Consider the following 25,398-nt stretch of genomic DNA (forward strand, 5'->3'; position numbering starts at 1 on the left):
TGGGATGTTTGGTGATGCTGATGAAGCTTTCGCGGGCGAGCCTTGCTCCTACAGGTAGCGTTAATCTGTAGGAGCAAGGCTTGCCCGCGAAGGCGTTACTAAATCAAAAGGTGTAATCAGCGCTGACAAAAAACGAGCGCGGTTCGCCAAGGATCCACTGCTGCCCCTCATTGTATTGGCTTTGCGCATACCGGCGGTCAAACAGGTTGTTCACCTGCAAGCCCAGCGTCGTGTTGCGCAGCGCTTGCCACGACAACGTCGCGTCGACCACGGTGTAACTCGGCAGCTCGTTGCGGTTGGCCATGTCGGCGTAACGCGCATCAACATACCGCACACCGGCGCCGGCCTTGAGATCATCGCTGAGCGCTTTGTTCAACCAAAGGTTGGCCGTACGCCTTGGTACGTCCACCGGACGATTGCCGTTATACGACAGCGTCTGGCCGTTCACCACCTCCGAGAAATCGTCGTACTTGGCCTTCACGATCGCCGCGTTCGCTTGCAGTTGCCAGGCGTGCGGCAGTTGCAGATCGAGGCTCGCTTCCAGCCCGTTAGACGACTGCTGACCCACCTGCTGCTTGAGCGTCGGGTTGCCCGGATCGTCAGTCAGCAGCTTTTTCTTGACGATGCGATACGCCGCCAAGGTGAACTCGCCGCGCTGATCCCAGAACAACTGCTTCATGCCGACTTCAGTCTGGCGTGCCGTCGACAGATCGTATTGCTGCTGGCTCGGGCTCAGAGAAATCAGCCCGCCAATACCGTCGGTGCTGGTCGCCATCTGGCCGTAGAACGAGGTGTCCGGCGTCAACGCAAACACCAGCCCGGCCTTCCAGTTGTTGCCGGTCAGTGTCTTGTCGCTCTGACTGCCATCGAGCAGATTGTTGCGATCTACGTGCACGTAATCGCGGCGCACACCGGTCACCAGCGACCAGCGCTCACTCAGTTGCGTGCGGTTCTCGGCGAACACCGACATCTGTTTGGTGGTGCTGTCGAACTGATCGCGATAAGGGTCGGCGCTCTCGAAAGTGCCGGCCTGCGGGTGATACAGATCCACGGCCTGGCCGTTCGGCAACACGTCGTTGAACGGCGAGTTGCTGTTGAGCTGGAAGCGGATGCGGTTGTACTCGACGCCGCTGACGGTCTGGCTGTCGAGGCCGAACAGCGAGTGTTTGAAGGTGAAGGTCTGACGGTCGCCAACCTGTTCTTGTTTATGGCCGATGCCGAAATAACCGCTGCGGCTCAATTGCTGCGTGCCCGCGTCGAAGTTGTAGTTCTCGGCGTTCTGCCAGCGGCGCTGGGCCTTGAGGTAATACAACTCGTTGCTGGCGCTGACCGAGTCGTTGATCTGCCAGTCGCTGGTCAGACGCGTCCACTGATCGTTGTAATGCTGTTTGTCATCGCGCACGTTGTAGTTCTTGTAACGCAGGCTGTCCTGCAAATGGCCATTGATCAACGGCGTGCCGAAGTAGTTTTGCGGGCGCTGATCGCCGTAATCGTGGGCGAGGGTAAACGCCAGATCTTCGCTGGCCTGCCAGCGCAGGGCGGCGCTGATGAAGTCGCTGGAGGCGTCGCCGCGATCGATCCAGCCGTTGCTGCGCAGACGATTGAGATTGAGGCGATAGCTCAACGTATCGCTCAGTGAGCCGCCGCTGTCGAAGGCCTGCTGTTGGCTATCGTAAGAGCCATAACCGACGCGCAGATGATTTTCGATGTCGCCCTCGAATGGCTTCTTCGGAATGACGTTGACCACCGCGCCGGTCGCGCCTTCGCCGTACAACACCGACGCCGGGCCACGCAGCACATCGACACGCTCCACCGACCAGGTGTCGACCGGGAACGTGACGGTGCCCATGCCGGTGTACATGCGGTTGCCGTCATACAACTGCATCACCGAACTCTGCCCGGTGAAACCGCGCGCCTGCAACGATGTGCCGCCATCGCCCGGCGTCCCGGTGCGGCTGATGCCGGTGCTGCGCGACACCGCGTCCTGCACGCTGCGATCGCCGCGCGCGCGGACTTGCTCGCCGCTGAGGCTTTCAACGCTGGCCGGGGTTTGCATGGCGCTGAGGTTCAGCCGCGAACCGGCGGTGGTCGGCGTGGTGAGGCTGACGGTTGCATCGTCAACGGCGGGCGCGCTGATGGTGCCGGTGGGCAACGTCAGGGGGGCGCTGTCGGCGTGGGCATTGTTCATGGCGAACAGGCAGAGGCTGGACAAGAGGTACTTGTTCATCGGTACGGTGAATCACTTCATCAAATGAAAAGCCCACGACTTGTGGTCGTGGGCAGAATGGCAAATTCGCGTTATACAGTAACACTAAAAATTGCCGGCATATAAGCCCCGGCAGTCTATAGAGCTGTCTAAATCGCGCATCTCGCCTGCTTCATGATGAAGTTGAGGCAGATTCAGGTTGGCGACCAAACCGCGACAGCAGCAGTCGATCCAGCAACCACACCACCACCAGCGAAGCGCCCACCAGCGGAAAAATCACCGCCAGCGCGAGCATGATCATCACGCCGGTTTTCCATTTCGGCAGGTCATGCCGCAGCGGTGGCACGCCGAATTTGCCTTGTGGCCGACGTTTCCACCAGATCACCACGCCGCTGACGGCGCTGAGCAGAATCATCAGACAGATCAGCAGCACGACGATCTGATTGAAGGTGCCGAACATCTTGCCTTCGTGGAGCATCACGCCGATTTCGGTGGCACGGGCAACCGTGCCGTACTGTTCGAAACGCACATCGGCGAGGACTTTGCCGGTGTATTGATCGACGTGCAGGGTGGCGTCGTTGCGCGGGTCATCGGCGAACACGGCGATGGTGAACACGCCGGTGGCGGTGGTCGGCAACGTGATGCTGTAGCCCGGTTCGACCTTGCGCGCGGTGGCGATGTTTTGCACGTCTTGCAGGCTAATGCTCGGTGCCGCCGGGCCAGCGTTGGCGCCGCCGTGGACCATGTGTTCGGCGTGGTCGCCGGACATCGGCATCGGCGTGTTTTCCATCGCCCAAGGCACGGTCTGGCGGGTGGCGCTGTTAAGGGTTCGCGCTTCAACATCGGAGGTCGGCACGTTGTCCCACATCGCTGCCGGGAACACGTTCCACACTTGCGCGTATTGCTTGCCCCAGAAACCGGTCCAGGTCATGCCACTGAGCAGCATCACCAGCAGCAATGTCGCGCCCCAGAACCCGGTGACCGCGTGCAGATCCCGCCACAACACACGACCGCGACTGTTCAGCCGTGGCCACAAAATGCCGGCGGCCTGACCGCGCGGCCACCACAGGAACAGCCCGGACACCACTAACACCACGCCCCAACCGGCGGCCATTTCGATGAGACGGTCACCGACGGTGCCGATCATCAATTCGCCGTGAATCGCGCGGGCGATGGCTTGCAGGTTTTGCTTGGCATCTTGTTCGCCGAGGATGTCGCCGTGGTACGGATCGACGAACACATTGAGTTCGTGACCGGCATTGGTCACCACAAATTGCGCGCTGCGTTCGGCGTTGACCGGCGGCAGGTATTGGGTGACCTGGCCTTGTGGATAAGCGCTTTTTACCCGTTGCAGCAAGTCATCGGCCGGGACGCTGTGATGACCGGCGGGGACGTTGAGCAGGCTGCTGTACATCAATGAATCGAGTTGCGGTTTGAACAGGTAAATCATGCCGGTCAGGGCCAGCATCACCATGAAAGGGGCGACGAAGAGCCCGGCGTAAAAATGCCAACGCCAGGCGAGGTTGTAGAAATTCGGTTTGGGCTGATTCATCACGTGTGCTCCGCTTGGCGAATTTTTTAGATCAAGAGATCGCAGCCTTCGGCAGCTCCTACAGGGGTACATGCGGGCTGCGATCTTTTGACTTTTCTTGTTAGAAACTCATGTCCACCTTGGTCCAGAGCGTGCGCCCCGGTTCGTTGATGGCTTGCGGGTCGTTGGCCGGGTAGCCGAATCCGGCGTTGCCCGCCAGGTTCAGGTGTTCGGCGTAAGCCTTGCCGAACAGGTTGTCGACGCCGCTGCTGACCTTCCAGTTTTTGTTGATCCGGTAGGCACCGTTGAGTGAGAACACGCCGAAGCCCGAACTCTTGTCGTAATCCTTGCCGACCACGTTGCCCTTGTTCTGGTCGATACGGTTTTGCGCGGCAACCACCCTCCACAGTGCGCCGGCGCTCCAGTTGTCTTTGGTATAGGTCAGACCGAAGCGTGCATCCAGCGGCGGCATTTGCGGCAGGGCCGAACCGTCGCTGCTGTTCTTGCCCCAGGCGTAGGCCAGGGTCGCATCGGTCTTCCAGTTGTCGGTGAGTTGATACGCGGCACCGAGTTCACCGCCCATGATTCGCGCGTCGATGTTCTCGGCGCGCGAGGTGCTCATGCCCATCATTCCCGGGGTGTAATCGAAGAGGATGTAATCGCGCACCACGCCGACGTAACCGGAAGCCCAGGCTTCCAGATCGGCGCTCTTGTAGTTCACGCCGAAATCGAACTGCGTGGTTTTCTCCGGTTTGATCGAATCGAACGCGTTGAGCGAACCGACCGGGCCGCTGCTCGCCGAGAACAGCTCCCAGTAATCCGGAAAGCGCTGCGCGTGACCGAGGCCGGCGTAGAGCGTGGTCGGGCTGTCGGCGAGGTCATGCTCGTAGCGCACGAAGCCGCTGGGCAGGGTGTCGGCGCGGGTGTCGTCGGCGGTCGGATTGGGGCGGGTCATCATTCCCGAGCCGCTGGTTTGCCGATAATCCTTGGCCGAGGCGCGGTCGACGCGGGCGCCGGTGATCAGCCGATCGCGGTCGGCGGCGTACCAGGTCATTTCACCGAACACGCCGTAGTTATGGAAATCGGCGTCCTTGGTGTAGGGCAGATCTTTGTAGGTGTCGACGCCCATTGAACTGCGCTGGCGATGCTCGTTGGTCTGCGCGTCGAGGCCGGTGATCAGTTGAATGTCGGCCCAACGCCAGGTCGCTTTGATCCGCGCACCGAGGGTGCGGCGGTCGACGTTGGACGCCATGGGCCCGGCCATCATCCCGGTGCCGGACGGCGTGCGCAGGGTGTAGTTGTCCATCACGTGGTCGGCGTAGTTGTAGTAGACCTGCGCTTCGAGTTTCTCCAGCACGTCGGTGATGTTGGATTTTTCGAAGCGCAGACCGAGGCTTTCACGCAGGAATTGCGAGCCGTCCATGCCGCGCCCAGCGTAGCGTGCTTCGCCGTCGCCCTTGCCGGCGGTGAGTTCGATCAGGGTGTCGGCATCCGGCGTCCAGCCGACCGCGACGTCGCCGTTCCACTTGTCGTAGCGCGAGGCGACGATGTCGTTGTTGCCGTCGCGGTAATCGTCGGAATGCGCGGTGTTGCCGATCACGCGCACGTAACCCAGCGGGCCACCGGCAGCGGCGTCGACAACCTTGTCGAAGCGTCCGTGAGAGCCGGCCAGAACGCTGGCGTTCACCCGCGTGCCGAGTTCGCCGAAGCTCTCCGGTTCGCGATCAAACAACACTGTGCCCGCCGAGGCGCCCGGGCCATAAAGCACGGTTTGCGGGCCTTTGATCACGGTAAGTTTGTCGTAGGTTTCCGGCGAGATGTACGAGGTCGGCGCGTCCATACGGCCCGGGCAAGCGCCGAGCAGCATGCTGCCGTTGGTGAGGATGTTCAGACGCGAGCCGAACATGCCGCGCAATACCGGATCGCCGTTGGTGCCGCCATTGCGCACCAGCGCAAAACCCGGAATGGTTTTCAGATAATCGCCGCCGTCACTCGCCGGCACTGGTTGGCGTGGATCTTTTGGGTTGGTAACGATGGTCAGCGGTGAGCTCGGCGCGATCGCGGTGATCACCGTTGGACTCAGTTCTTCGTTGTGGCCGGTGTGATCATCGGCCAACACCAACGGGGACAGCAGGACGCCGCAAAGGACGGCGCTAGCGTGCCTGAAACGAATCCGCGATTCGTTCAAAGCGAAGGACACCGGGGCGGAACCCGAGCGTGAAACAGCAGCAAACCTGGACATGACAATTTCCATCAAACAGTCGTAAACGACACGGCCGGCAGCCTGAAGCTGTCTTCTCAACCATGTGCAATCAAAGGTGCGTGTTTACGCTGCGATGGGTGGTGCGCGGCTGCGGGCGCCGGGGAAGAAGGTTTGCCGGGCGTGGCCCAGGCGCGGGGAGGGCGGAGTGAAAGTGTTGAGTGGCGGGATGTTGAAGGCGACGAAATCGCCGCCGCCGGTCAGTGCCGGGCAATTGAACAGCAGGCTGCAATAGCCGCATTTTTCCCACAGCACATGGTGCGAGGATTGTGGCGGGCAGTGTTCGGCGCTGGGTTTCGCGTCATGTCCGGAGTGATCCATCCCCGGCATGTCCATCGACATGTCCATGCTCATTGGCATGGAGGTCGAGGCGTGTTGATCCATCGGCATCGACTGAGAAATCAGTGGGCCGATGAAAATCATCAACATGGCGAACAGGGCGATCCAGCTGCCGCGAGTCAGGTGTTCAGTCTGACGGCGTGGCGCGGAGGGCCTGGCGCTCAGCGGGCGCATGGGCGGAATCTGCCGGAAGGCTTACTGAGCGTGCGCGTGAGCCTGCGTGGTTTCCGGGGGCTTCTTCTGCACCGAAACTTCGACGGTGACGTCGCCGGCCTTCTCGAAATGCAGCGTCAGCGGGAATTGCTTGCCGTCCGTGAGCAGGCTGCGATCAGTCGGGTTGAGCAGCATCACGTGATAGGCCATCGGCGCAAATATCACGTTGCCGCCAGCAGGGATTTCCACGCTAGGCACCTGCTGCATCTTCATCAGATCGCCCTGCATCACATGCTCATGCAACTGCGCTTGGGGGGCGATCGGCGAGTCGACGCTGAGCAAGCGGTCAGCCGTTTTGCCGCCGTTGTGAATCACGAAATACGCCGCTACGGTCGGCGCATTCGGTGGCAACTCCTGCGACCACGGGTGGGCGATTTCAATCTCGCCAGCCTTGTATTCGTGGGCATTGGCGAAGCACGCGGGCAGCAACAGCGCAGCGATGACGATGAGTTTGTTCAACATGGCAGTTCTCCAGAACGATTTGAAACGCAGGTCAATTGCGAGAACAAATCAAACCAGAGGAGAGGCGCGGGGATTGAGGCTCGGCCATTGCTGGCGCGGAGTAGGGGTTTGCAGTGAGAGCGGCGCGACGCTGTGATTGCTTTCATAGCGGGCGAAATACAGCTGCGGCGAATGGCCCGGCAACGCCACCAATGGCGCAGAACCCGAGCAACACCAGCAATGCTGCATGTTGGAATGCGTGTCGTTGGCCGGCGCTTTTTGATCGGTAGCGCCGATGTTGATCGCCACCATCTTCGTCCCGCTGCCGGTGCAGAAACTGCTCCACAGCAACTGATCGGCCGGTGAATTGGCTGCCTGCGCCATCGCCCCCGTCATCGGCATGGCGAGCATGTTGAACAGCACTGCAAAGCAGGCGATCCAGGCAAATGCTAGCCGTTGTCGGTTCATGGGAGAGATCCATTGGGTGGGCGATCAGGCGCGGGCTATTTAGCCTGATCAGGGCCGATAAGTAAAAAAGCGTCGTGCGGTTTGGTGTCGCAGCGTTTTTCAAGACGCTACGGCATGCAGCCTCATACCGAGCGCCTTCATGACTTTCATGATAGTTGCGAATTCAGGGTTGCCAGTGCTACTCAGCGCTTTATAGAGACTTTCGCGACCCAAACCTGCATCCCGTGCCACTTGCGTCATGCCTTGAGCGCGGGCGATGTCATTGAGCGCTGCACGGATCAGAACGCCATCGCCTTCATCGTCGTCAAAACAGGCGTCTAGATATGCCGCCATGTCCTCGGGAGTTTTGAGGTATTCGGCAGCGTCAAAACGGGCGAATTCTTCGGTCATGATTCACTCCTCATTTCCGATGTTATGCGCCATCTGCACGGCGCGTTTGATATCTCTCTTTTGTGTCGATTTGTCGCCCCCGATCAACAGCAGATAAACCACTTCGCCTTTACGTGTGAAGTACATCCTGTAACCAGGGCCGTAATGAACGCGCATTTCATAAACGGTATCACCCACAAACCCGCAGTCGCCAAAGTTGCCATGTTCAGCTGCCTTGAGTCTGGAGATGATTCGGCCTTTACCGATGATGTCTTTCAAGGAGTCGAGCCATTCGGAAAACAGGCGGGTTCGTTCAACGACGATCATTCTGAATCGTATTCCTTGGGATACAAGCTGGCAAGCCGCTTTTCTTGGCTGTCTGCTTGTCGGGATTAAAGGAACCGAAGTATTGGGGGAAGGTGTAGTGAAGAACAGTCGGCTGCGTCCTCAAAAATTGCAGGCAAATTCGCAGAAAAATTGAAAGTTAGGAAAAGTCTTGCGTCGTCAGGGCCGCGAGGACTTCAGACGCCGACCCAAACTCCCTATCAGCCCCCGGCAACACCGGCCGCTTCAACACCAGCACCGGCACTCCACGCTCGCGTGCCACTTCCAATTTCGGCTCGGTGGCGGTGCTGCCGCTGTTTTTGCTGATCAGCACATCGATCTGCCGGCGTTCGAACAAGGCGCGTTCTTCGTCGATCAGGAACGGCCCGCGCGCGCCGATGACTTCGCAGCGTTCGTTACCGGGATAAACGTCGAGGGCGCGCAGTGTCCAGAATTGCTCGGCGGGGATTTCGTCGAGATGCTGCAATGGTTCTCGGCCAAGGGTAAACAGCGGACGACGGAATGGTTTGAGGGCATTGATCAGCTCCGCCCAGTCGCTGACTTCGCGCCAGTCATCGCCCGCTTGCGGCTGCCACGCCGGGCGGCGCAGGGCCCAGCAGGGGATGCCGGTCAGATGCGCAGCGGTGGTGGCGTTTTGGCTGATTTGTGCGGCGTAGGGGTGCGTGGCGTCGAGCAGCAGGTCGATGCCTTCGGCGCGAATAAATTGCGCCAGACCTTCGGCACCACCATAACCGCCGACGCGCACCTGACAGATCAGATCGGTCGGCACACGACCGACACCGGCGAGGCTGTAAATGTGCTCCGGCCCCAGCGTACGGGCGATCGCGAGGGCTTCGGTGACGCCGCCGAGCAACAGGATTCGTTTACGCATCGAGGGGTTTGACCAGATCAAGCAGCGTGATCGGCAACGCTTGTCGCCACGTATCAAACTCGCCCAGCGGCTGCGCCTGCGCGACATGAATGCGCGTCAGCTCACCGCCGAAACGTTCGCGCCAGCTCATCAGGGTGACTTCACTTTGCAGGGTCACGGCGTTGGCCACTAGACGCCCGCCGGGTTTGAGCCGTTCCCAGCACGTTTCAAGCACGCCCTCACGGGTGACGCCGCCGCCGATGAAAATCGCATCCGGGCGCTCCAGACCTTGCAGCGCTTGGGGAGCCTTGCCGCGAATCAACTGCAAACCGGGCACGCCCAACGCATCTCGGTTGAGCTCGATCAATTGCTGACGACCGTCATCGGCTTCGATGGCCAGCGCGCGACAGCTCGGATGTGCGCGCATCCATTCGATGCCGATCGAGCCGCTGCCGGCGCCGACGTCCCAAAGCAATTCACCGGGCGTCGGGGCGAGGCGGGCGAGGGTGATGGCGCGCACGTCGCGTTTGGTCAGTTGGCCGTCATGTTTGAACGCCGAGTCCGGCAGGCCGGCAAGGCGCGACAAGCGTGGCGTGTTGGCGTCGGCGAGGCATTCGATGGCGATTACGTTGAGGTCGGCAGTCGAGGCAAGGTTCCAGTCGTGGGCGCTGGCGTCGATCCGTTGCTCGGCATCGCCACCCAAGTGTTCGAACACGCTCATGCGACTCGAACCAAAGCCGCGTTCACGCAGCAATTGCGCAACTGCCGCCGGGCTCCGTCCGTCATTGCTCAACAGCAGCAACCGCACGCCGCTGAACAACTGCGCATTGAGCGCTGCCAGTGGCCGCGCCACCAACGACACGATGCTCACTTCCTGCAACGGCCAGCCCAGCCTTGCCGCCGCCAGTGAGCAGGACGACGGTGCGGACAGAATCAGCATCTCATCGCTCGGTACCTGCCGCGCCAGGCTGGCGCCAACGCCGTAGAACATCGGATCACCACTGGCCAGCACACAGACCGCTTCGCCGCGCTGCTCAAGCACCGGCGCGAGAGAAAACGGGCTCGGCCACAACTGGCGTTCGCCGCGAATGCACACCGGCAGCAAATCCAGCTGACGCTGGCCACCGATAATCCGCGAGGCGTTCATCAAGGCGCGCCGGGCATTTTTGCCCAAGCCTTTGAAGCCGTCTTCACCGATTCCCACTACGGTCAGCCAGGGTGACATCTATATTCCTCTAAACATGCCGTTCCGACGGGCAGTCTTTTCATGCCGCCGGACAAAGCAGGCATAATACCGCGCCTTCGCCCGCGAAGCGCCTTTCCCACGTAGCCGGTCTGCCCCTTGAACGAACGCCCGATGTCCACTGCCATACGCCCCTCGGCTTGTCCGGGGTTGCTGCGTATCGTCCAGGCGCTGGACGGAGGGATCTGTCGGATCAAACTCAACGGTGGCTCGATCAGCGCCGAACAGGCGGATGCGGTGGCGGATGCGGCACAACAGTTCGCCAGCGGCGCCATCGAGGCGACCAACCGCGCCAATCTGCAGATTCGCGGGATCGGCGCGCAGTCCTCTGCATTGATCGACAGCCTGTTGGCTGCCGGCCTCGGCCCGCGATCCGCCGCCGGCGACGACGTGCGCAACCTGATGCTCAGCCCGACTGCCGGGATCGACCAGCAGATGCAATTCGACACTCGTCCGCTCGCCGAACAGATCCTCGATACCCTGCAAAACCATCCGCGCTTTCATGAGTTGAGCGCCAAGTTCGCCGTGCAACTGGACGGCGCTGAAGCCTTGGCGATGCTCGAACACCCGCATGACCTGTGGTTGTCGGCCTTCAAAAGGGACGGCGAGACATTGCTGGCATTCGGTCTGGCCGGTTGCCCGACGGATTGTGCGCTTGGTGCGGTGGCACTGGACAACGGCCATGCGCTGGTGGTCGCGGTGCTCGAATTGTTCCTTGAACTGGCGCGCCCTGAGCAAACGCGGATGCGCCATTTGCTCAGCGAAATGACGCCTGAGCTGTTTCTTGAAAAACTCGCTCAGCGGGTCACCCTGCAAGCTGTCAGCGATTGGCAGCGCCCGCCGGCAGCGGACAATCTGCACATCGGCGTTCATCCGCAAAATACCTCGGATTTGGTGTACATCGGCGCCGTACCAGCGCTCGGTCGTCTCGATCCGACGATGCTGCGCGGTGTCGCACAATTGGCTCGCCAGTTCGGCAACGGCCACCTGCGTTTCACCCCGTGGCAAAGCCTGTTGCTGCCCGATGTCAAAATCACTGACGCCGCCGAGGTGCTGCAAGGCCTCAAGCAACTCAACCTGCTGACCGACCCGAGCGAACTGCTGTCGCGCCTGATTGCCTGCACCGGTTCCAACGGCTGCGGCAAAGGCCTCGCCGACACCAAACAGGACGCCCGCCATCTGGCGACGCTGCTGCCCTCGGCGCTCAGCGTGCACCTGTCCGGTTGCTCGCGTTCCTGCGCCGCCGCGCACCGTGCGCCGGTGACGTTGCTGGCGGTCAGCCCCGGTCATTACGACCTCTATTTTCGCGATGCAACGCTGCCGGGTTTCGGCGCGTTGCACGCACGCAATCTTACTATTGAAGCGGCCGCGACCCTGCTCGACGCCCGCTCCCGGAGCCCCCTTGATGCTTGATTACATTCGCGACGGTCAGGAGATCTATCGCAACTCCTTCGCGATCATTCGCAGCGAAGCCAACCTCGCGCGAATCCCGGCCGATCTGGAAAAACTCGCGGTGCGGGTGATTCACGCCTGCGGCATGGTCGAGGCCATCGACGGTCTGCAGTTTTCCGAAGGCGCGGGCAAGGCCGGGCGCGAGGCGCTGGCCGCCGGTGCGCCGATTCTGTGTGATGCGCGGATGGTCTCCGAAGGCGTGACCCGCGCGCGCCTGCCGGCCAACAACGAAGTGATCTGCACCTTGCGCGACGACAGCGTGCCGGAGCTGGCGCGCGAGCTGGGCAACACTCGTTCCGCCGCTGCGCTGGAACTGTGGCGTCCGCACCTTGAAGGCAGTGTTGTGGTGATCGGCAACGCGCCGACTGCGCTGTTCTATCTGCTGGAAATGCTCGATGCCGGCGCACCAAAACCGGCGCTGATTCTGGGCTTCCCGGTCGGCTTCGTTGGCGCTGCCGAATCGAAAGCGGCACTGGCCGCCGACAGCCGTGGCGTGCCGTTCGTGATCATGCAAGGCCGCCTCGGTGGCAGCGCCATGGCCGCCGCCGCCGTCAATGCCCTCGCCACGGAGATTGAATGATGCAGGCTAAAGGACGTTTGATTGGCCTGGGCGTCGGCCCCGGTGATCCGGAACTGATTACCGTCAAGGCGCTGCGCTTGCTGCGCGAATCGCCAGTGGTGGCGTACTTCGTCGCCAAGGGCAAAAAGGGCAACGCGTTCGGCATCATCGAAGCGCACCTGCAAGAAGCGCAAAACCTGCTGCCGCTGGTGTATCCGGTGACTACCGAAGCATTGCCGGCGCCGCTTTCTTACGAACAAGTCATCAGCGATTTCTACGATGAAGCCGCCGAAACCGTCGCTGCGCATCTGGATGCCGGTCGCGATGTCGCAGTGATTTGCGAGGGTGATCCGTTCTTCTACGGCTCCTATATGTACCTGCACGATCGCCTCGCCACGCGCTATGAAGCGCAAGTGGTGCCGGGCGTTTGCTCGATGCTCGGTGGCGCTTCGGTGCTGGGCGCGCCGTTGGTGTATCGCAATCAAAGCCTGTCGGTGCTCTCCGGCGTGTTGCCCCATGAAGAATTGAAGCGACGTCTGGCCGATGCTGATGCCGCCGTGATCATGAAGCTTGGGCGCAACTTCCCGAAAGTGCGTCAGGTACTGGAAGAACTCGGTCTGGCCGAGCGTGCGTTGTACGTTGAGCGCGCGACCATGGCCAATCAGAAGATCGTGCCGATGGATCAGGTCGAGCCGATGTCCTCGCCGTACTTCTCGCTGATCATCGTGCCGGGCGAACGGTGGCAGGGCTGATGACTCACTCCACACCCGCCATCGTCATTCTCGGTCAGGCCAGCCTGGCCACGGCCCGTCGCATTCAGCAGGTCTATCCGGCGGCGCAGATCCACGGCCTCGCCGGTCGCGTTGACGGCGCCGACTGCAGCTATGAGGAATTCGGCGCGACCTTGCGCGATCTGTATCAGCACAACACGCCGATCATTGCCCTGTGTGCGGCGGGCATTGTCATCCGCACACTGGCGCCGCTGTTGCTGGAGAAGGGCGCCGAACCTGCCGTGCTCGCAGTGGCTGAAGATGGCAGCGCGGTGGTGCCGCTGCTCGGCGGCCTCGGCGGGGTGAATGTCATGGCGCGGGAAATCGCTGCCGGGCTGCAAGTGACGGCGGCGATCACCACCAGCGGCGAGTTGCGCTTTGGCACTTGCCTGCTCAATCCACCCAGCGGTTATGCGCTCGCCGATCTGGAACTGGGCAAGCGTTTTGTCTCCGACCTGCTAGCCGGGCACAGCGTGCGTATTGAAGGCGAGGCGCCGTGGCTGGATCACGCGCAACTGCAGGAAGACCCGCAGGCGCAGCGTTCGATTCATGTCAGCAGTGCTGAGCGTGAAGTCAGCGCCAACGAATTACTGATTTATCCGCGCAGTGTGGCGGTGGCGGTCACTGCCGACGTTGTCGATCTGCCGAGCGCCGTTCGCAAAGCGCTGCAGCAGGCGAAAGTCGCGTTGCAATCGCTGGCGTGTCTGGTTGCCGCTGACAGTGACATGGCTTCGGCGAACTTGCGTGATGCAGCGCTTGAACTGGGCGTGCCGCTGCGGTTTGTCGCTGCGCAAACTGATCTCGAAGCATTGGCACTTAATGCCGTACCTTCAGCGAGCATCGTGACCGCAAACAACCTCGCCATCGCGATTGCCGAGCAGCCGCTGGACGTTGCTCATGTCGGCCGCCCACGCGGTCGTCTCGCCGTCATCGGTCTTGGCCCCGGCGCTGCCGAACTGATGGTTCCCGCCGTCAAAGCCGAACTGGCGCGTTGTACCGATGTGCTCGGCTACGAAACCTATGTGCGCATGGCCGGCCCGTTCCGCGACGATCAAGTGCAGCATTGCACCGACAACCGCGAAGAAATGCAGCGCGCGCGTCATGCTTTCCGGCTGGCAGCTAAAGGTCGTTCGGTGATCGTCGTTTCTTCGGGCGATCCGGGCGTGTTCGCCATGGCGGCGGCGGTGCTCGAAGCGCTGCACGAGTCGGATGATCCCGACTGGCACAGCGTCGATCTGGAAATTCTTCCCGGCGTTTCCGCTTCGCTGGCCACCGCCGCACAGGCCGGTGCGCCGCTGGGGCACGACTTCTGCGTGATGTCGCTGTCGGACAACCTCAAGCCGTGGTCGATCATCGAGAAGCGGTTGGATCTGGCGGCGGAAGCGGATCTGGCGCTGGCGTTCTACAACCCTATTTCCAAGGCGCGGCCATGGCAGTTGGGGCGAGCGCTGGAAATCGTCGCACAACATCGCACGTCAGAAACGCCAGTGGTGTTGGGGCGGGATGTTGGCCGGCCTGGACAGACACTGCGCACCACCACATTGGGCGCGCTGACACCGGATCAGGTGGACATGCGCACAATGGTGCTGATCGGTTCGTCCACCACGTGCACCTTTCCTCGCGCAACTGGGGGGGATTGGGTTTACACGCCGCGCTGGTATGGCGAGAAGCCCGTCCCCTGAACCTCCGCGAAACAGTAACTTTAAAGGCCCGTCAACAGTCATGTTTGCGGGTCTTTTTTATGCCTTAAGAAAACATCAAGTTAAACATGGCTTGTGTAGGCTGTGTGTGGGCGTGGTTTATTGTAACTAGGCCGCTGTCCCGGTGTGCTGCTTTAAACTGATTAAAGGATGTTGGATAAATGGAATTTAATAGCGGCGTGGTTCCCACGCTTGAACAACGTATCGATTTTGTGGAAAAAGCTGAGTTAACACTAAGAGGCAAACCTGCCAGATTCAGGAGCCTATCAAGTGCAGGTGCTGCGAGGGCCTCGGAAAAAGAAGGACAGGATGCGATATTGATCAATAACACGCTTTTGAGTTGTATGGAGGGTCTGAGTCGGGCGGAAAAAAAAGAAATAAAAAACAGTGTGCGGTTTGCTGAGCTGTTGAGTGATGAATTTAAAAATGAGTCAACTGATCTTGCCGGATGGCTGCAACTTTACTCTCGGGCGCTGAATCATGTGGGGTGGTACACCGATAGGAACCCGGGTGAGCGGGTTTATCGTGAGTTTTCCACTGACGCTTCGCAGAAAATAATGACCACGGTAAAGGAGTTGGGGGGAGATTTGATGTCAGGCCATTGTCAGGCCGCTTTTTCAGCATTGAAAGGCAATTCATCGAATCTTTCCTATTACGCCAGAGCGAGTCAGCACGGAAGTTTGTTTCAGATCATGCCATCGGGCCGCGATGAAAAAGGAAAACTGACGCTGGTATTGAACCACGCGCGCTTGAGTGCGCAGCGTCGGATCGATGGATTTCTTTTCTTCAAGTGGGAGACTGAAGCGGCGGTGTTGCGTCACAACTACATCAGTTTTTATTTGGATCGAGAAGCCTACGCGCAAACCAGAGAAAAGGTTGAAGCGTTAATTGAAAGTAGCGATATGGAAGAAATAGAACTCAGGTTGTGATGATTTATTTTCCGTAATGTATTGTGGTTTTTTCAAGGTTGTAAATAACAGGTTGGATGTTTAACTTTGTGCTCGAGCCGGAGTGGCTCATTTGATAAATAATAAGGAAATTAGAGTATGAACAATATTGTGACTGCTGACATGACCGAAGTTGAATCCCAGGCCTTCATTGATACGGCGCTGGAGAAAACGTTGCCGGTGCTCGCTCAGATTGCCAAGGGCCGTCGTGTCAGCCACCTGGCTGATCTGCCAATTGATATCGAAAAATTGAACGCCGCGATTCTCAATTCGACCATGCTGGTTTTTCCCCCAGGCATGAAGCGTCGGAATCGCAACATTGTGAAGCGCACTTACTTGTTCGCCGACGTGACCGCTCAGATCGCCTTTCCAGATGACAAGGATCGTGTTCAACGCTGGGAACACATGCTCAAGGGCATGAAGGCAATGGGCTGGACGTCGTTCAGCAAGGCACACATCAACTATGAGGAGACGTCGAGCGGGCTGACCATGTCCAATCTCGTTCTGGATATCGTCCAGGCGGTTATCGGTGGCGTTACCGGTGGTGTGGGCGTTGCCCTTAAAGCAGGTGCCGAGGCGGCCCTTGCTGGCCTGAAGGGTAATAAAGAGGCGTTGGCGCTATATGAAAGCAATGGCAAGAAAGGCGATGGCGCCAACTTCGGTGTAGGTTCCATCGCTCAGGATGAAGAAGGCGATGTTTATTTAGCTCTGGGCGGCGTTTCCTACTTCGCTTCGTCCGGCAACACCAAGATTGTCTTCTTCGATAAAACGCAATCGTCCGGCACGATCTATCAATCGAAAGCCGCTTTCACGATCTACGAAGACGATTACACACCTAAAAAAGAGGCGGCAGCAGACGCGTTCTATGAAGCGCTGGATGCCGCAGCGGAATTGGAATTCGGCATCTGAATCTTTAAAAACCGGGCGCACTGCGCCTGGTTTTTTTTTGGAGTGAACGGAATGAATGGTTTGGGTTATGTCAGTGCGGGGAGTCCCTTGGTTTTCGAGGCGTCGGTGCCCGAGCAGATGCGCGAGGACATCCTGTTGTCCACGCTCTATCTGCAATTGACTTCAAATAAGAAATACCCGGAGTTCAAGGACTTCAGTGCCTGGAATATCCGCTATGCAGAGGCCATGAGGTACCTTCATTACAATGTAGCGGGGCGTGTCAGAATCACTTTTTCCTCCTCCTCGCCAAGCAAAACCGTCAAGCTTGAAACCATCATCCGCGAAGGGTTGGCTCCCTTGTTGTTGCCGGACGAGCATGGATACCTGGAGGTGCTGCTGCAGCAATTATCGGATCTGCAGCGCGAGAGTAAAGGAATGAAGTTGCTGGGGCGCCATGCTGTAGAGGTGGCAGAAGATACGCTCAATGGTGAGACCGTTCACCGTGTGAGAGTGCATGCCGGTGTGGTGGATAACACGGCAACAGTGAAGATGGTGACGATCAACTTTGCGACTCAAGAACCTGTGCAGGCAAACTTTTTCACGCAGCATTTTATGCTGAGCAACATCATTGGCGGCGTAGAGATGGAATACTTCTCTGCGCAACTGGACGAGGATTACGCCGAGTTAAAAAGGCAGTCCGTGTTCAAGGCGCTTGAAGGGCGTTATTCAGAAGAGGTCGAAAGGCTTTTTTGAGCAGGCAGTAATGCTCTGTCGATGCTAAACCTCTACGACACCAGATAGCCTTTCACCCCTGTAAAGATGATCTGCGCGGCCAGTGCGCAAACGAACAGCCCCATCAAGCGGCTGACTATCTGCAAACCCTGGTCACCGAGAATCCGTTCGATCCGGTTCGACAGGTACAACACCACGCCAACGGTAAAACTGGCCAGTGTGATACTCATGATCGCCATGAGCTTATCGTCCCAGTGCGGCTGGCTAACGCCCATCACCAGCAAGGCACCGATGGTGCCGGGGCCGACGGTGATCGGGATGGTCAGCGGCACGATGGTCACGTCCTGTTGGACATTGTCTGCCTGCACCGCCGATTTACCCTGCGCCATGCCCAGTGCCGAGATAAACAGCACGCTGCCGGCGCCGATGCGGAACGCATCCACGGTAATGCCGAAGACATCGAAAATCACTCGCCCGAACAGGTACAGCAAGACGCTGGAAATCAGCGTGGCGGCGGCGACTTTCCAGGCCAGGCGCCGTTGTTCCTTGCGCGAGTAGCCACGGGTCAGGGTAATGAAGCACGACAACACGAAGAACGGGCTGTAAAGCACCAGCATCTTCAGGTAAACGCTGAACAACACGTGGAGCATGGTGCTGGCTCACTGGCGAGGGTAGTCGTGGGGGAGTCTAACAGGCGTTACGACGGTTGGGTTGTCGCGCGATTCTGCTGATCACGCTCAGCCACCCAATGCTCGATCAACTCGCGCAACTGCGACAATTCCACCGGTTTGGACATGTGTCCGTCCATGCCGGCCTGACGCGCGCGCTCTTTGTGTTCGGCAAGAATGTGCGCGGTCAGCGCGACGATCGGCGTGCGGATGCGCTGGTTGCTGACTTCCCAGGCGCGCAATTGTTGCGTCGCCGAGAAGCCATCGAGAATCGGCATTTCGCAGTCCATCAGCACCAGATCGTACCGCTGCGCTTTCATCGCCTGCAGGGCTTCTTCGCCGTTGCTGGCGGTGTCCGGTTGCAGGTTGAGTTTGCCGAGCATGCCGCGAATCACTTTGGTCGAAATCGTGTTGTCTTCGGCGACGAGGATGCGGAAATCGCTCGGCACTTTCGCCGCCGTGGCCGCGGTGACCACTTGCGGCTGGAACACCACCTGACCTTTGTTGCGCTGGTTGAGTTCGTCCGCCAGCGTGGTCTTGAGGGTGTAGCCGGCCACCGGTTTGGCCAGAATGCGTTTGATCCCCGAGTTGCGCGCAATGATCTTGCTCGGCGCGTTGCTGATGCCGGTGAGCATGATCAGCAGAATGTCATGGTTGAGGCTCGGGTCTTCCTTGATCTTCGCCGCGAGCTGCATGCCGGTCATGCCGGGCATGTTCTGATCGAGCAACACCACATCGAAATAATCGCGCAGGTGCGCTTTGGTGCGCAGCAGGGCCAGCGCTTCCTTGCCCGACGGCACGGCGCTGACATTCAAGCCCCAGGCGCTGCATTGCTGCACCAGCACTTTGCGGCAGGTGTCGTTGTCGTCGACCACCAGTACGCGCGCGCCTTGCAGTGGACTGTCGAGATCGGAGGTCGGGTGTTCGAGACGATCCGGATCCAGCGGCAAAGTCAGCCACAACGTGCTGCCCTGCGTGGCGCCGCTCTTGATGCCGAATTCACCCTGCATCAAACGAATCAGTTGTCGCGCGATGACCAGCCCGAGATTGCCGCCCAGACGATTCGCCGAGAGGAAGTGTTTGCTGTGCAGTTCGGCGTGCATCAGCGCATCGCGTTCTTCCTGCTCCATCGGCGCGCCGCTGTCCTGCACGGCGATGCGCAGACGCGGTTTGGTGCTGCGCTCGTCGAGGGCGACGACGATCAGCACTTCGCCTTCTTCGGTTTTCTTCAGGGCGTTTTCCAGCAGGCTGAGCAAGGTCTGGCGCAGGCGGGTCGGATCGCCGCTGATCACGCGCGGCACTTGCGGCTGGATGAAGCTGATCAGTTCGACGTTCTGCTGTTCGGCTTTTGCGCGGTAGATGCTCAGGCAATCGTCGATCAACGCATTGAGATCGAACTGCACATCGTCCAGTTCGATCTGTCCGGACTCGAGTTTGGAGATGTCGAGAATCTCGTTGATCAACGTCAGCAGTTCGTTGCCGGCGCTGTGGATGGTCTGCACGTAGTCACGTTGCTTGACCGACAGCGGCGTGCCGAGCAGCAGTTCAGTCATGCCCAGCACGCCGTTCATCGGCGTGCGTATTTCATGGCTGATCTTGGCGAGGAATTCGGCTTTGGCGTTGATCTCGGCGTTGCTCGCGGCGAGGTCGCGGCTGACGCTGAAACGGCTTTCGGTGATGCTGCGCTGACGCTCGCCGAGGGCGATGCTCATCAACAGACCGCTGACGCAGATGAACGCCATCAGCGTCATGATCAAGCCTTGCGGCGACACCAGTGTCAGCCCCAGCAGCGCCGGCAAAATAATCAGCGTGCCGATGTTGAACACCACCATGGCCGCCACGAACAGGCGCGCCGGGCGATAACCTTTTTGCCAGTGATAAACGCCGACGAACAACATGCTCAGACCGGCGAGTGCCACCAATGCGTAGGTGATGATGTTCAGCGGCAGTGTATTGACGAACAACAGCAGCAGGCTGCAGATGACAATGAACAGGATGTCGGCCATCAACAGCTTGTTCAGCGGGTGCGGGCCGAGGGGGCCGAAGAAGCGATAAGCAAACATCAAACCGGCGGGGGCGGTCAGCAGCAGCGCCAGATAAGCGCCCGGTGTCTGGATCGCGTGCCAGTTCGGCAGCCAGGGCCCGAGCAGATTGAGCAGGAGCAACAGGCTCAGGCCTAGCAGACCTTCGCAAACCGCCAGCCACAAGCTGCTGCGTGAACGCGAATAGCTGTAACGCACCACGTTATGCAGCAGGAGCATGGCGAGGCAGCCGAACAGCAAACCGAAAATCAGCGAATGGTTTTGATTGGCCGCGCTCATCACGGCCGATTGCAGGGTGATGTGCGGACGCAATTGATGGTCGGAGACCATCCGCAAATAAACGTCGAGGGGTTTGTCGCTTTGCGGCAGGGCGAGCATGAAGTCGCTGCTGGGCAACGGTCGTTCGGCCTGCGGTTGCTCGGTGCCGGTGTTGCGTTGCTCGATCAACTGGTCGCCGTCGAGCACGTACAGATTGAGCTGCGAGAGGTCGGGGGCAAAGATGCGCAGCACTTGTTCGTGCTTGCCCGGCGCCAGTCTGAAGCGCAGCCACAGTGCGCCATCGGGCTCGGACGCGGTGAGGCGCTCAAGGTCGATGGGGCTGAATTGATTGGTGTAGCGAGCGGAGCGGATGTCGCTCAGTTGCAGATTGCCCTGATCGTCGAGCAATACCGACCAGCCACTGCCTTGTGCGGCCTGGGCCGGAAGCATGCAGAGCAAGGTCAACATCGTGACGGTGAAGCTTATGGCAATCCTGAGCCAGCGCACGGCGAAATCCCTTCGTAGGTTGATGCCAGAATATAACGATGCGCCGCGGCGGAACAGCCCGGCGAGGAACGGTATCCCTCGCCGGACTTGATGAACAGCTTATTCCTGGGTTTCGCCACGTTCACGGGCAATGGCGCGGTAGCCAATGTCCTTGCGGTAGAAGCTGCCTTCCCAGTCGATGGCTGCTGCCAGCTTGTACGCTTGCTGCTGCGCTTCACCGACGCTTGCGCCCATTGCGGTGGCGCAGAGTACGCGACCACCGGCTGTGACAACCTGACCATCCTTCAGCGCAGTACCGGCGTGGAAGACTTTGCCTTCCAGCTTGGCGGCTGCGTCGAGACCGTTGATCGCCGCGCCCTTGGCGTAGTCGCCCGGGTAGCCGCCAGCGGCCAGCACGATGCCGACGCTCGGGCGTGGATCCCACTGTGCTTCAACCTTGTCCAGCGCTTGCGCCAGAGCGGCTTCGACCAACAGCACCAGGCTCGATTGCAGACGCAGCATCACCGGTTGGGTTTCCGGGTCGCCGAAACGGCAGTTGAACTCGATGACTTTCGGGTTACCGGCCTTGTCGATCATCAGACCGGCATAGAGGAAACCGGTGTAGACGTTGCCTTCCTCAGCCATGCCGCGCACGGTCGGCCAGATCACCAGATCCATCACGCGCTTGTGCACGTCGGCGGTGACCACCGGGGCAGGGGAGTAAGCACCCATGCCGCCCGTGTTCGGGCCGCTGTCGCCGTCGCCCACACGTTTGTGATCCTGGCTGGTGGCCATCGGCAGCACGTTTTTGCCGTCGACCATGACGATGAACGACGCTTCTTCGCCGTCGAGGAACTCTTCGATCACCACGCGCGAACCGGCGTCACCGAAAGCGTTGCCAGCGAGCATGTCGCGCACGGCGTCTTCGGCTTCGGCCAGGGTCATCGCGACGATCACGCCTTTACCGGCGGCCAGGCCATCGGCCTTGATCACGATCGGTGCGCCTTTTTCACGCAGATAAGCCAGGGCCGGCTCGATCTCGGTGAAATTCTGGTAGTCGGCCGTCGGGATCTTGTGACGGGCGAGGAAGTCTTTGGTGAAGGCTTTCGAGCCTTCCAGCTGTGCAGCGCCGGCAGTCGGGCCGAAGCAATCCAGACCACGGGCGCGGAACAGGTCAACGACGCCAGCCACCAGCGGCACTTCCGGGCCGACGATGGTCAGGGAAACGTTTTTCTCGGCGAAGTCGGCCAGTTGCTCAAGGGCCAGCACGTCGATGGCGACGTTCTCGCACTTGGCTTCAATGGCGGTGCCAGCGTTGCCCGGTGCAACAAAAACCTTCTGCACGCGCGGATCCTGAGCCACTTTCCAGGCCAGAGCGTGTTCACGGCCACCGCTGCCAATGATCAAAACATTCATTTCAAAAACCTCGGATGACGCTAATTCTGTGGGGGCTGATCGTTCCCACGCTCTGCGTGGGAATGCCTCTACGGACGCTCTGCGTCCAAGGGACGCGGAGCGTCCCGGGCTGCGTGCCCACGCAGAGCGTGGGTACGATCAAGCAATAATCAGTGACGGAAGTGGCGCATGCCGGTGAACACCATGGCGATGCCGGCTTCGTCAGCGGCGGCAATCACTTCAGCGTCACGCATCGAGCCGCCCGGCTGGATCACCGCAGTGATACCGACCTTGGCCGCGTTATCCAGACCGTCGCGGAACGGGAAGAACGCGTCCGAGGCCATCACCGAACCGGCGACTTGCAGACCGGCGTGCTCAGCCTTGATCGCAGCGATACGCGCCGAGTTTACGCGGCTCATCTGGCCCGCGCCGACACCGATGGTCTGACGGTTCTTGGCGTAGACGATGGCGTTGGATTTAACGTATTTGGCAACTTTCCAGGCGAAGATCAGGTCATGGATTTCCTGTTCGGTCGGCGCACGTTTGGTCACGACTTTCAGGTCATCAGCGCTGATCATGCCGATGTCGCGGCTCTGTACCAGCAGGCCGCCGTTGACGCGCTTGTAGTCCCACGCTGCAGCGCGGTCAGCCGACCACTCGCCGCAGGCCAGCAGGCGCACGTTGGCTTTCGCCGCAACAATCGCGCGGGCTTCTTCGCTGACGCTTGGGGCGATGATCACTTCAACGAACTGACGCTCGACGATCGCCTTGGCGGTCTCGGCATCCAGTTCACGGTTGAAGGCGATGATGCCGCCGAACGCCGACTCGGTGTCGGTGGCGTATGCCAGTTCGTAGGCCTGACGGATGCCGCCTTCAGCGTCCGGGCTGACGGCCACGCCGCACGGGTTGGCGTGCTTGACGATGACGCAGGCGGGTTTGACGAAGCTCTTCACGCATTCCAGCGCGGCGTCGGTGTCGGCCACGTTGTTGTACGAGAGTTCTTTGCCTTGCAGTTGGGTCGCGGTGGCGATGCCGACTTCAGCAGGTTTGGCTTCAACGTAGAACGCCGCGCTCTGGTGCGGGTTCTCGCCGTAGCGCATTTCCTGGGCCTTGATGAACTGGCTGTTGAAGGTGCGCGGGAATTCGCTGCGGCCTTCGGTGCTCAGGGTTTCAGCGGCCTGATTCACGGTGCCCATGTAGTTGGCGATCATGCCGTCGTAGGCAGCGGTGTGTTCGAAGGCCTTGAGCATCAGATCGAAACGCTGAGCGTAGGTCAGGCCGCCGGCCTTGAGGCCTTCCAGCACGCTGGCGTAATCGCTGGCATTCACCACGATCGCGACGTCTTTGTGGTTTTTCGCTGCCGAACGCACCATGGTCGGGCCGCCGATATCGATGTTTTCGATCGCGGTCGGCAGGTCGCAACCTGGCTTGTTGATGGTGGCTTCGAACGGGTAGAGGTTAACGGCAACCAGATCGATCGGCTTGATGCCGTGCTCGTTCATGATCGCGTCATCGATACCGCGACGACCGAGGATGCCGCCGTGGATTTTCGGGTGCAGGGTTTTCACCCGACCGTCCATCATCTCGGCGAAACCGGTGTAATCCGCGACTTCCACTGCGGCAACACCGTTGTCGCGCAGCAGCTTGAACGTTCCGCCGGTGGAGAGGATCTCGACGCCCAGAGCTTCAAGCTCCTTGGCGAATTCGAGGATCCCGGTCTTGTCGGAAACGCTGATCAAGGCGCGGCGGATCGGCAGGCGGGTAGTCTGGTCGGTCATCTCAATTTCCATCAAAAGCAAAGGAAGTCAGCAAAAAAGGCGACCGTTTTTTACGCGGGCGCCTTTCTGGTTTGATTGAATGCTTACAGCAGATCGTACTGCTTGAGTTTCTTGCGCAGCGTGCCTCGGTTGAGACCGAGCAGCTCGCTGGCCTTGGTCTGGTTGCCCTTGACGTAATTCATCACGCTTTCGAGCAGGGGCGCCTCGACTTCGGAGAGCACCAGGTTGTACACATCCGTGACGGACGCGCCCTCAAGGTGGGCGAAATAATTGTGCAGCGCCTTCTCGACACTCCCGCGAAGGGTCTGACCTTCTTCGCTCGGGGTATTGAGGTGCTGTTTCAAATTCACGTTGTCGCTCACGGGTGCTGTTCCACTCACTAAAGTCTCGGTCATCATCGTCATGCGGCCACCCCTTCTTCGTCCCCTGTCAGGCTCTTGTAATGCTCGGCGAAGAACTCCCGAACATTGGCGCATTGTGTTTCCGTACCATCCAAACGATTGAAGTGGGCGCGAAACTCCTTGGCGCCCGGCAAGGTTGCGAGATACCAGCCCACATGCTTGCGCGCAATGCGCACGCCCATCACATCCCCATAGAAAGCGTGAAGTGCGGCCAGATGCTCTAGCAGTATGTGTTCCACTTCGATCAACTGCGGCGCCGGCAATTTCTCGCCCGTGCGCAGGTAATGATCGATCTCGCGAAAAATCCATGGCCGCCCTTGAGCGGCGCGGCCTACCAACAGGCCATCGGCTCCGGTCGCGTCGAGGACGTAACGGGCCTTCTCCGGCGAATCAATGTCGCCATTGGCAAACACCGGAATCGACACGGCCTGCTTGATCGCGGCAATCGTGTCGTATTCGGCTTCACCTTTGTACAGATCGGCGCGAGTGCGGCCATGCACTGCCAGCGCGGTGATCCCGGCCTGCTCGGCGATCTTCGCCACGGTCAGACCGTTCTTGTTGTCGCGATCCCAACCGGTGCGGATCTTCAGGGTGACCGGCACATCAACCGCAGCCACAACGGCCTGCAGGATCTCGGTCACCAGTGCTTCATCTTTCAACAGCGCGGAACCGGCGGCCTTGTTGCAGACCTTCTTTGCCGGGCAACCCATATTGATATCAATAATCTGTGCGCCCAGCTCTACGTTGGCCCGGGCTGCATCCGCCAGCATCTGCGCGTCGCCACCGGCAATCTGTACCGAGCGTGGCTCGGGATCGCCTTCGTGGATCATGCGCATGCGCGACTTGCGGGTGTTCCACAAGCTCATGTCGCTGGTGACCATTTCCGAGACTACAAGCCCTGCGCCCAAACGCTTGCACAGCTGACGAAAGGGCTGATCGGTGACGCCCGCCATCGGGGCGAGAATCAAGCCGTTCTGCAATATGTATGGGCCGATGCGTACCGCCGACATAGGACTTCCCTGAAGTGGGGCCGGATCATGAGAGTTCGAAAAAGGGT

Annotated in this window: 23 protein-coding genes; 7 read left to right on the top strand and 16 right to left on the bottom strand. The window is 59.9% G+C overall.

What is annotated here, in order from left to right:
- Nucleotides 1-103: 103 nt before the first annotated feature.
- From AD669_RS02880 to AD669_RS02925, 10 genes are all read right to left on the bottom strand, one after another.
- Entirely contained in the window at nt 104-2,227 is a 2,124-nt protein-coding gene (locus AD669_RS02880; protein WP_053116883.1) for a TonB-dependent siderophore receptor, read from the bottom strand.
- Between the two features lie 151 nt (nt 2,228-2,378).
- Complete coding sequence (locus AD669_RS02885; RefSeq protein ID WP_053116884.1) at nt 2,379-3,758, bottom strand: PepSY domain-containing protein; 1,380 nt, start codon at nt 3,756-3,758, stop codon at nt 2,379-2,381.
- Between the two features lie 100 nt (nt 3,759-3,858).
- Nucleotides 3,859-5,979 (bottom strand): TonB-dependent copper receptor, encoded by a 2,121-nt coding sequence (locus AD669_RS02890; RefSeq protein WP_053116885.1) that lies wholly within the window; start codon nt 5,977-5,979, stop codon nt 3,859-3,861.
- An 84-nt stretch (nt 5,980-6,063) separates the two neighbouring features.
- Nucleotides 6,064-6,510, bottom strand: coding sequence for a DUF2946 domain-containing protein (locus AD669_RS02895; RefSeq protein ID WP_053116886.1), 447 nt, complete (start codon nt 6,508-6,510; stop codon nt 6,064-6,066).
- 21 nt (nt 6,511-6,531) lie between these two features.
- Nucleotides 6,532-7,011, bottom strand: a complete 480-nt coding sequence (locus AD669_RS02900) for a copper chaperone PCu(A)C (protein WP_053116887.1) — start codon at nt 7,009-7,011, stop codon at nt 6,532-6,534.
- A 48-nt stretch (nt 7,012-7,059) separates the two neighbouring features.
- Complete coding sequence (locus AD669_RS02905) at nt 7,060-7,458, bottom strand: DUF2946 domain-containing protein (RefSeq protein ID WP_053116888.1); 399 nt, start codon at nt 7,456-7,458, stop codon at nt 7,060-7,062.
- A gap of 99 nt (nt 7,459-7,557) precedes the next feature.
- The gene (locus AD669_RS02910; protein WP_053116889.1) at nt 7,558-7,848 is read right to left on the bottom strand and encodes an addiction module antidote protein; all 291 of its coding nucleotides are present in this window, start codon (nt 7,846-7,848) and stop codon (nt 7,558-7,560) included.
- A 3-nt stretch (nt 7,849-7,851) separates the two neighbouring features.
- The gene (locus AD669_RS02915) at nt 7,852-8,154 is read right to left on the bottom strand and encodes a type II toxin-antitoxin system RelE/ParE family toxin (RefSeq protein WP_053116890.1); all 303 of its coding nucleotides are present in this window, start codon (nt 8,152-8,154) and stop codon (nt 7,852-7,854) included.
- A gap of 157 nt (nt 8,155-8,311) precedes the next feature.
- Nucleotides 8,312-9,043, bottom strand: a complete 732-nt coding sequence (locus AD669_RS02920; RefSeq protein WP_053116891.1) for a cobalt-precorrin-6A reductase — start codon at nt 9,041-9,043, stop codon at nt 8,312-8,314.
- Nucleotides 9,036-10,247, bottom strand: a complete 1,212-nt coding sequence (locus AD669_RS02925; protein WP_053116892.1) for a bifunctional cobalt-precorrin-7 (C(5))-methyltransferase/cobalt-precorrin-6B (C(15))-methyltransferase — start codon at nt 10,245-10,247, stop codon at nt 9,036-9,038. The genes AD669_RS02920 and AD669_RS02925 overlap by 8 nt, the downstream gene beginning before the upstream one ends.
- A gap of 132 nt (nt 10,248-10,379) precedes the next feature.
- Here AD669_RS02925 and cobG point away from each other — a divergent pair, with 132 nt between their 5' ends.
- The 7 genes from cobG (at nt 10,380) to AD669_RS02960 (ending at nt 17,334) form a co-directional block, all read left to right on the top strand.
- Nucleotides 10,380-11,678: a precorrin-3B synthase gene (gene cobG / locus AD669_RS02930; protein WP_053116893.1), complete on the top strand. Its 1,299-nt coding sequence runs from the start codon at nt 10,380-10,382 to the stop codon at nt 11,676-11,678.
- On the top strand, nt 11,671-12,297 hold the full coding sequence (locus AD669_RS02935; RefSeq protein ID WP_053116894.1) for a precorrin-8X methylmutase: 627 nt from the start codon (nt 11,671-11,673) through the stop codon (nt 12,295-12,297). The genes cobG and AD669_RS02935 overlap by 8 nt, the downstream gene beginning before the upstream one ends.
- Nucleotides 12,294-13,028: a precorrin-2 C(20)-methyltransferase gene (locus AD669_RS02940; RefSeq protein WP_370872600.1), complete on the top strand. Its 735-nt coding sequence runs from the start codon at nt 12,294-12,296 to the stop codon at nt 13,026-13,028. The genes AD669_RS02935 and AD669_RS02940 overlap by 4 nt, the downstream gene beginning before the upstream one ends.
- The gene (gene cobJ / locus AD669_RS02945; RefSeq protein WP_053116895.1) at nt 13,028-14,728 is read left to right on the top strand and encodes a precorrin-3B C(17)-methyltransferase; all 1,701 of its coding nucleotides are present in this window, start codon (nt 13,028-13,030) and stop codon (nt 14,726-14,728) included. The genes AD669_RS02940 and cobJ overlap by 1 nt, the downstream gene beginning before the upstream one ends.
- 179 nt (nt 14,729-14,907) lie before the next feature.
- Nucleotides 14,908-15,675, top strand: a complete 768-nt coding sequence (locus AD669_RS02950) for a hypothetical protein (protein WP_053116896.1) — start codon at nt 14,908-14,910, stop codon at nt 15,673-15,675.
- Nucleotides 15,676-15,792: 117 nt separating this feature from the next.
- Nucleotides 15,793-16,602: a hypothetical protein gene (locus AD669_RS02955; protein WP_053116897.1), complete on the top strand. Its 810-nt coding sequence runs from the start codon at nt 15,793-15,795 to the stop codon at nt 16,600-16,602.
- A gap of 51 nt (nt 16,603-16,653) precedes the next feature.
- Complete coding sequence (locus tag AD669_RS02960) at nt 16,654-17,334, top strand: hypothetical protein (RefSeq protein ID WP_053116898.1); 681 nt, start codon at nt 16,654-16,656, stop codon at nt 17,332-17,334.
- 32 nt (nt 17,335-17,366) lie between these two features.
- Here the strand turns inward: AD669_RS02960 and AD669_RS02965 are convergent, their stop codons facing one another.
- The 6 genes from AD669_RS02965 to dusB all read right to left on the bottom strand — a co-directional run bounded on the left by AD669_RS02965 (nt 17,367) and on the right by dusB (nt 25,351).
- Entirely contained in the window at nt 17,367-17,963 is a 597-nt protein-coding gene (locus tag AD669_RS02965) for a MarC family protein (RefSeq protein WP_053116899.1), read from the bottom strand.
- A gap of 47 nt (nt 17,964-18,010) precedes the next feature.
- Entirely contained in the window at nt 18,011-20,788 is a 2,778-nt protein-coding gene (locus AD669_RS02970; protein WP_053116900.1) for a hybrid sensor histidine kinase/response regulator, read from the bottom strand.
- Nucleotides 20,789-20,887: 99 nt separating this feature from the next.
- Nucleotides 20,888-22,183: a phosphoribosylamine--glycine ligase gene (purD, locus tag AD669_RS02975; RefSeq protein WP_053116901.1), complete on the bottom strand. Its 1,296-nt coding sequence runs from the start codon at nt 22,181-22,183 to the stop codon at nt 20,888-20,890.
- A gap of 149 nt (nt 22,184-22,332) precedes the next feature.
- Nucleotides 22,333-23,940: a bifunctional phosphoribosylaminoimidazolecarboxamide formyltransferase/IMP cyclohydrolase gene (purH, locus tag AD669_RS02980; RefSeq protein WP_053116902.1), complete on the bottom strand. Its 1,608-nt coding sequence runs from the start codon at nt 23,938-23,940 to the stop codon at nt 22,333-22,335.
- Nucleotides 23,941-24,023: 83 nt separating this feature from the next.
- Entirely contained in the window at nt 24,024-24,344 is a 321-nt protein-coding gene (gene fis / locus AD669_RS02985; RefSeq protein WP_003221275.1) for a DNA-binding transcriptional regulator Fis, read from the bottom strand.
- Nucleotides 24,341-25,351, bottom strand: a complete 1,011-nt coding sequence (gene dusB / locus AD669_RS02990; protein ID WP_053116903.1) for a tRNA dihydrouridine synthase DusB — start codon at nt 25,349-25,351, stop codon at nt 24,341-24,343. The genes fis and dusB overlap by 4 nt, the downstream gene beginning before the upstream one ends.
- Nucleotides 25,352-25,398: the final 47 nt, after the last annotated feature.

It is taken from the genome of Pseudomonas sp. P1.31 (assembly GCF_001269815.1).
GTDB classification, from domain to species: Bacteria; Pseudomonadota; Gammaproteobacteria; order Pseudomonadales; family Pseudomonadaceae; genus Aquipseudomonas; species Aquipseudomonas rustica.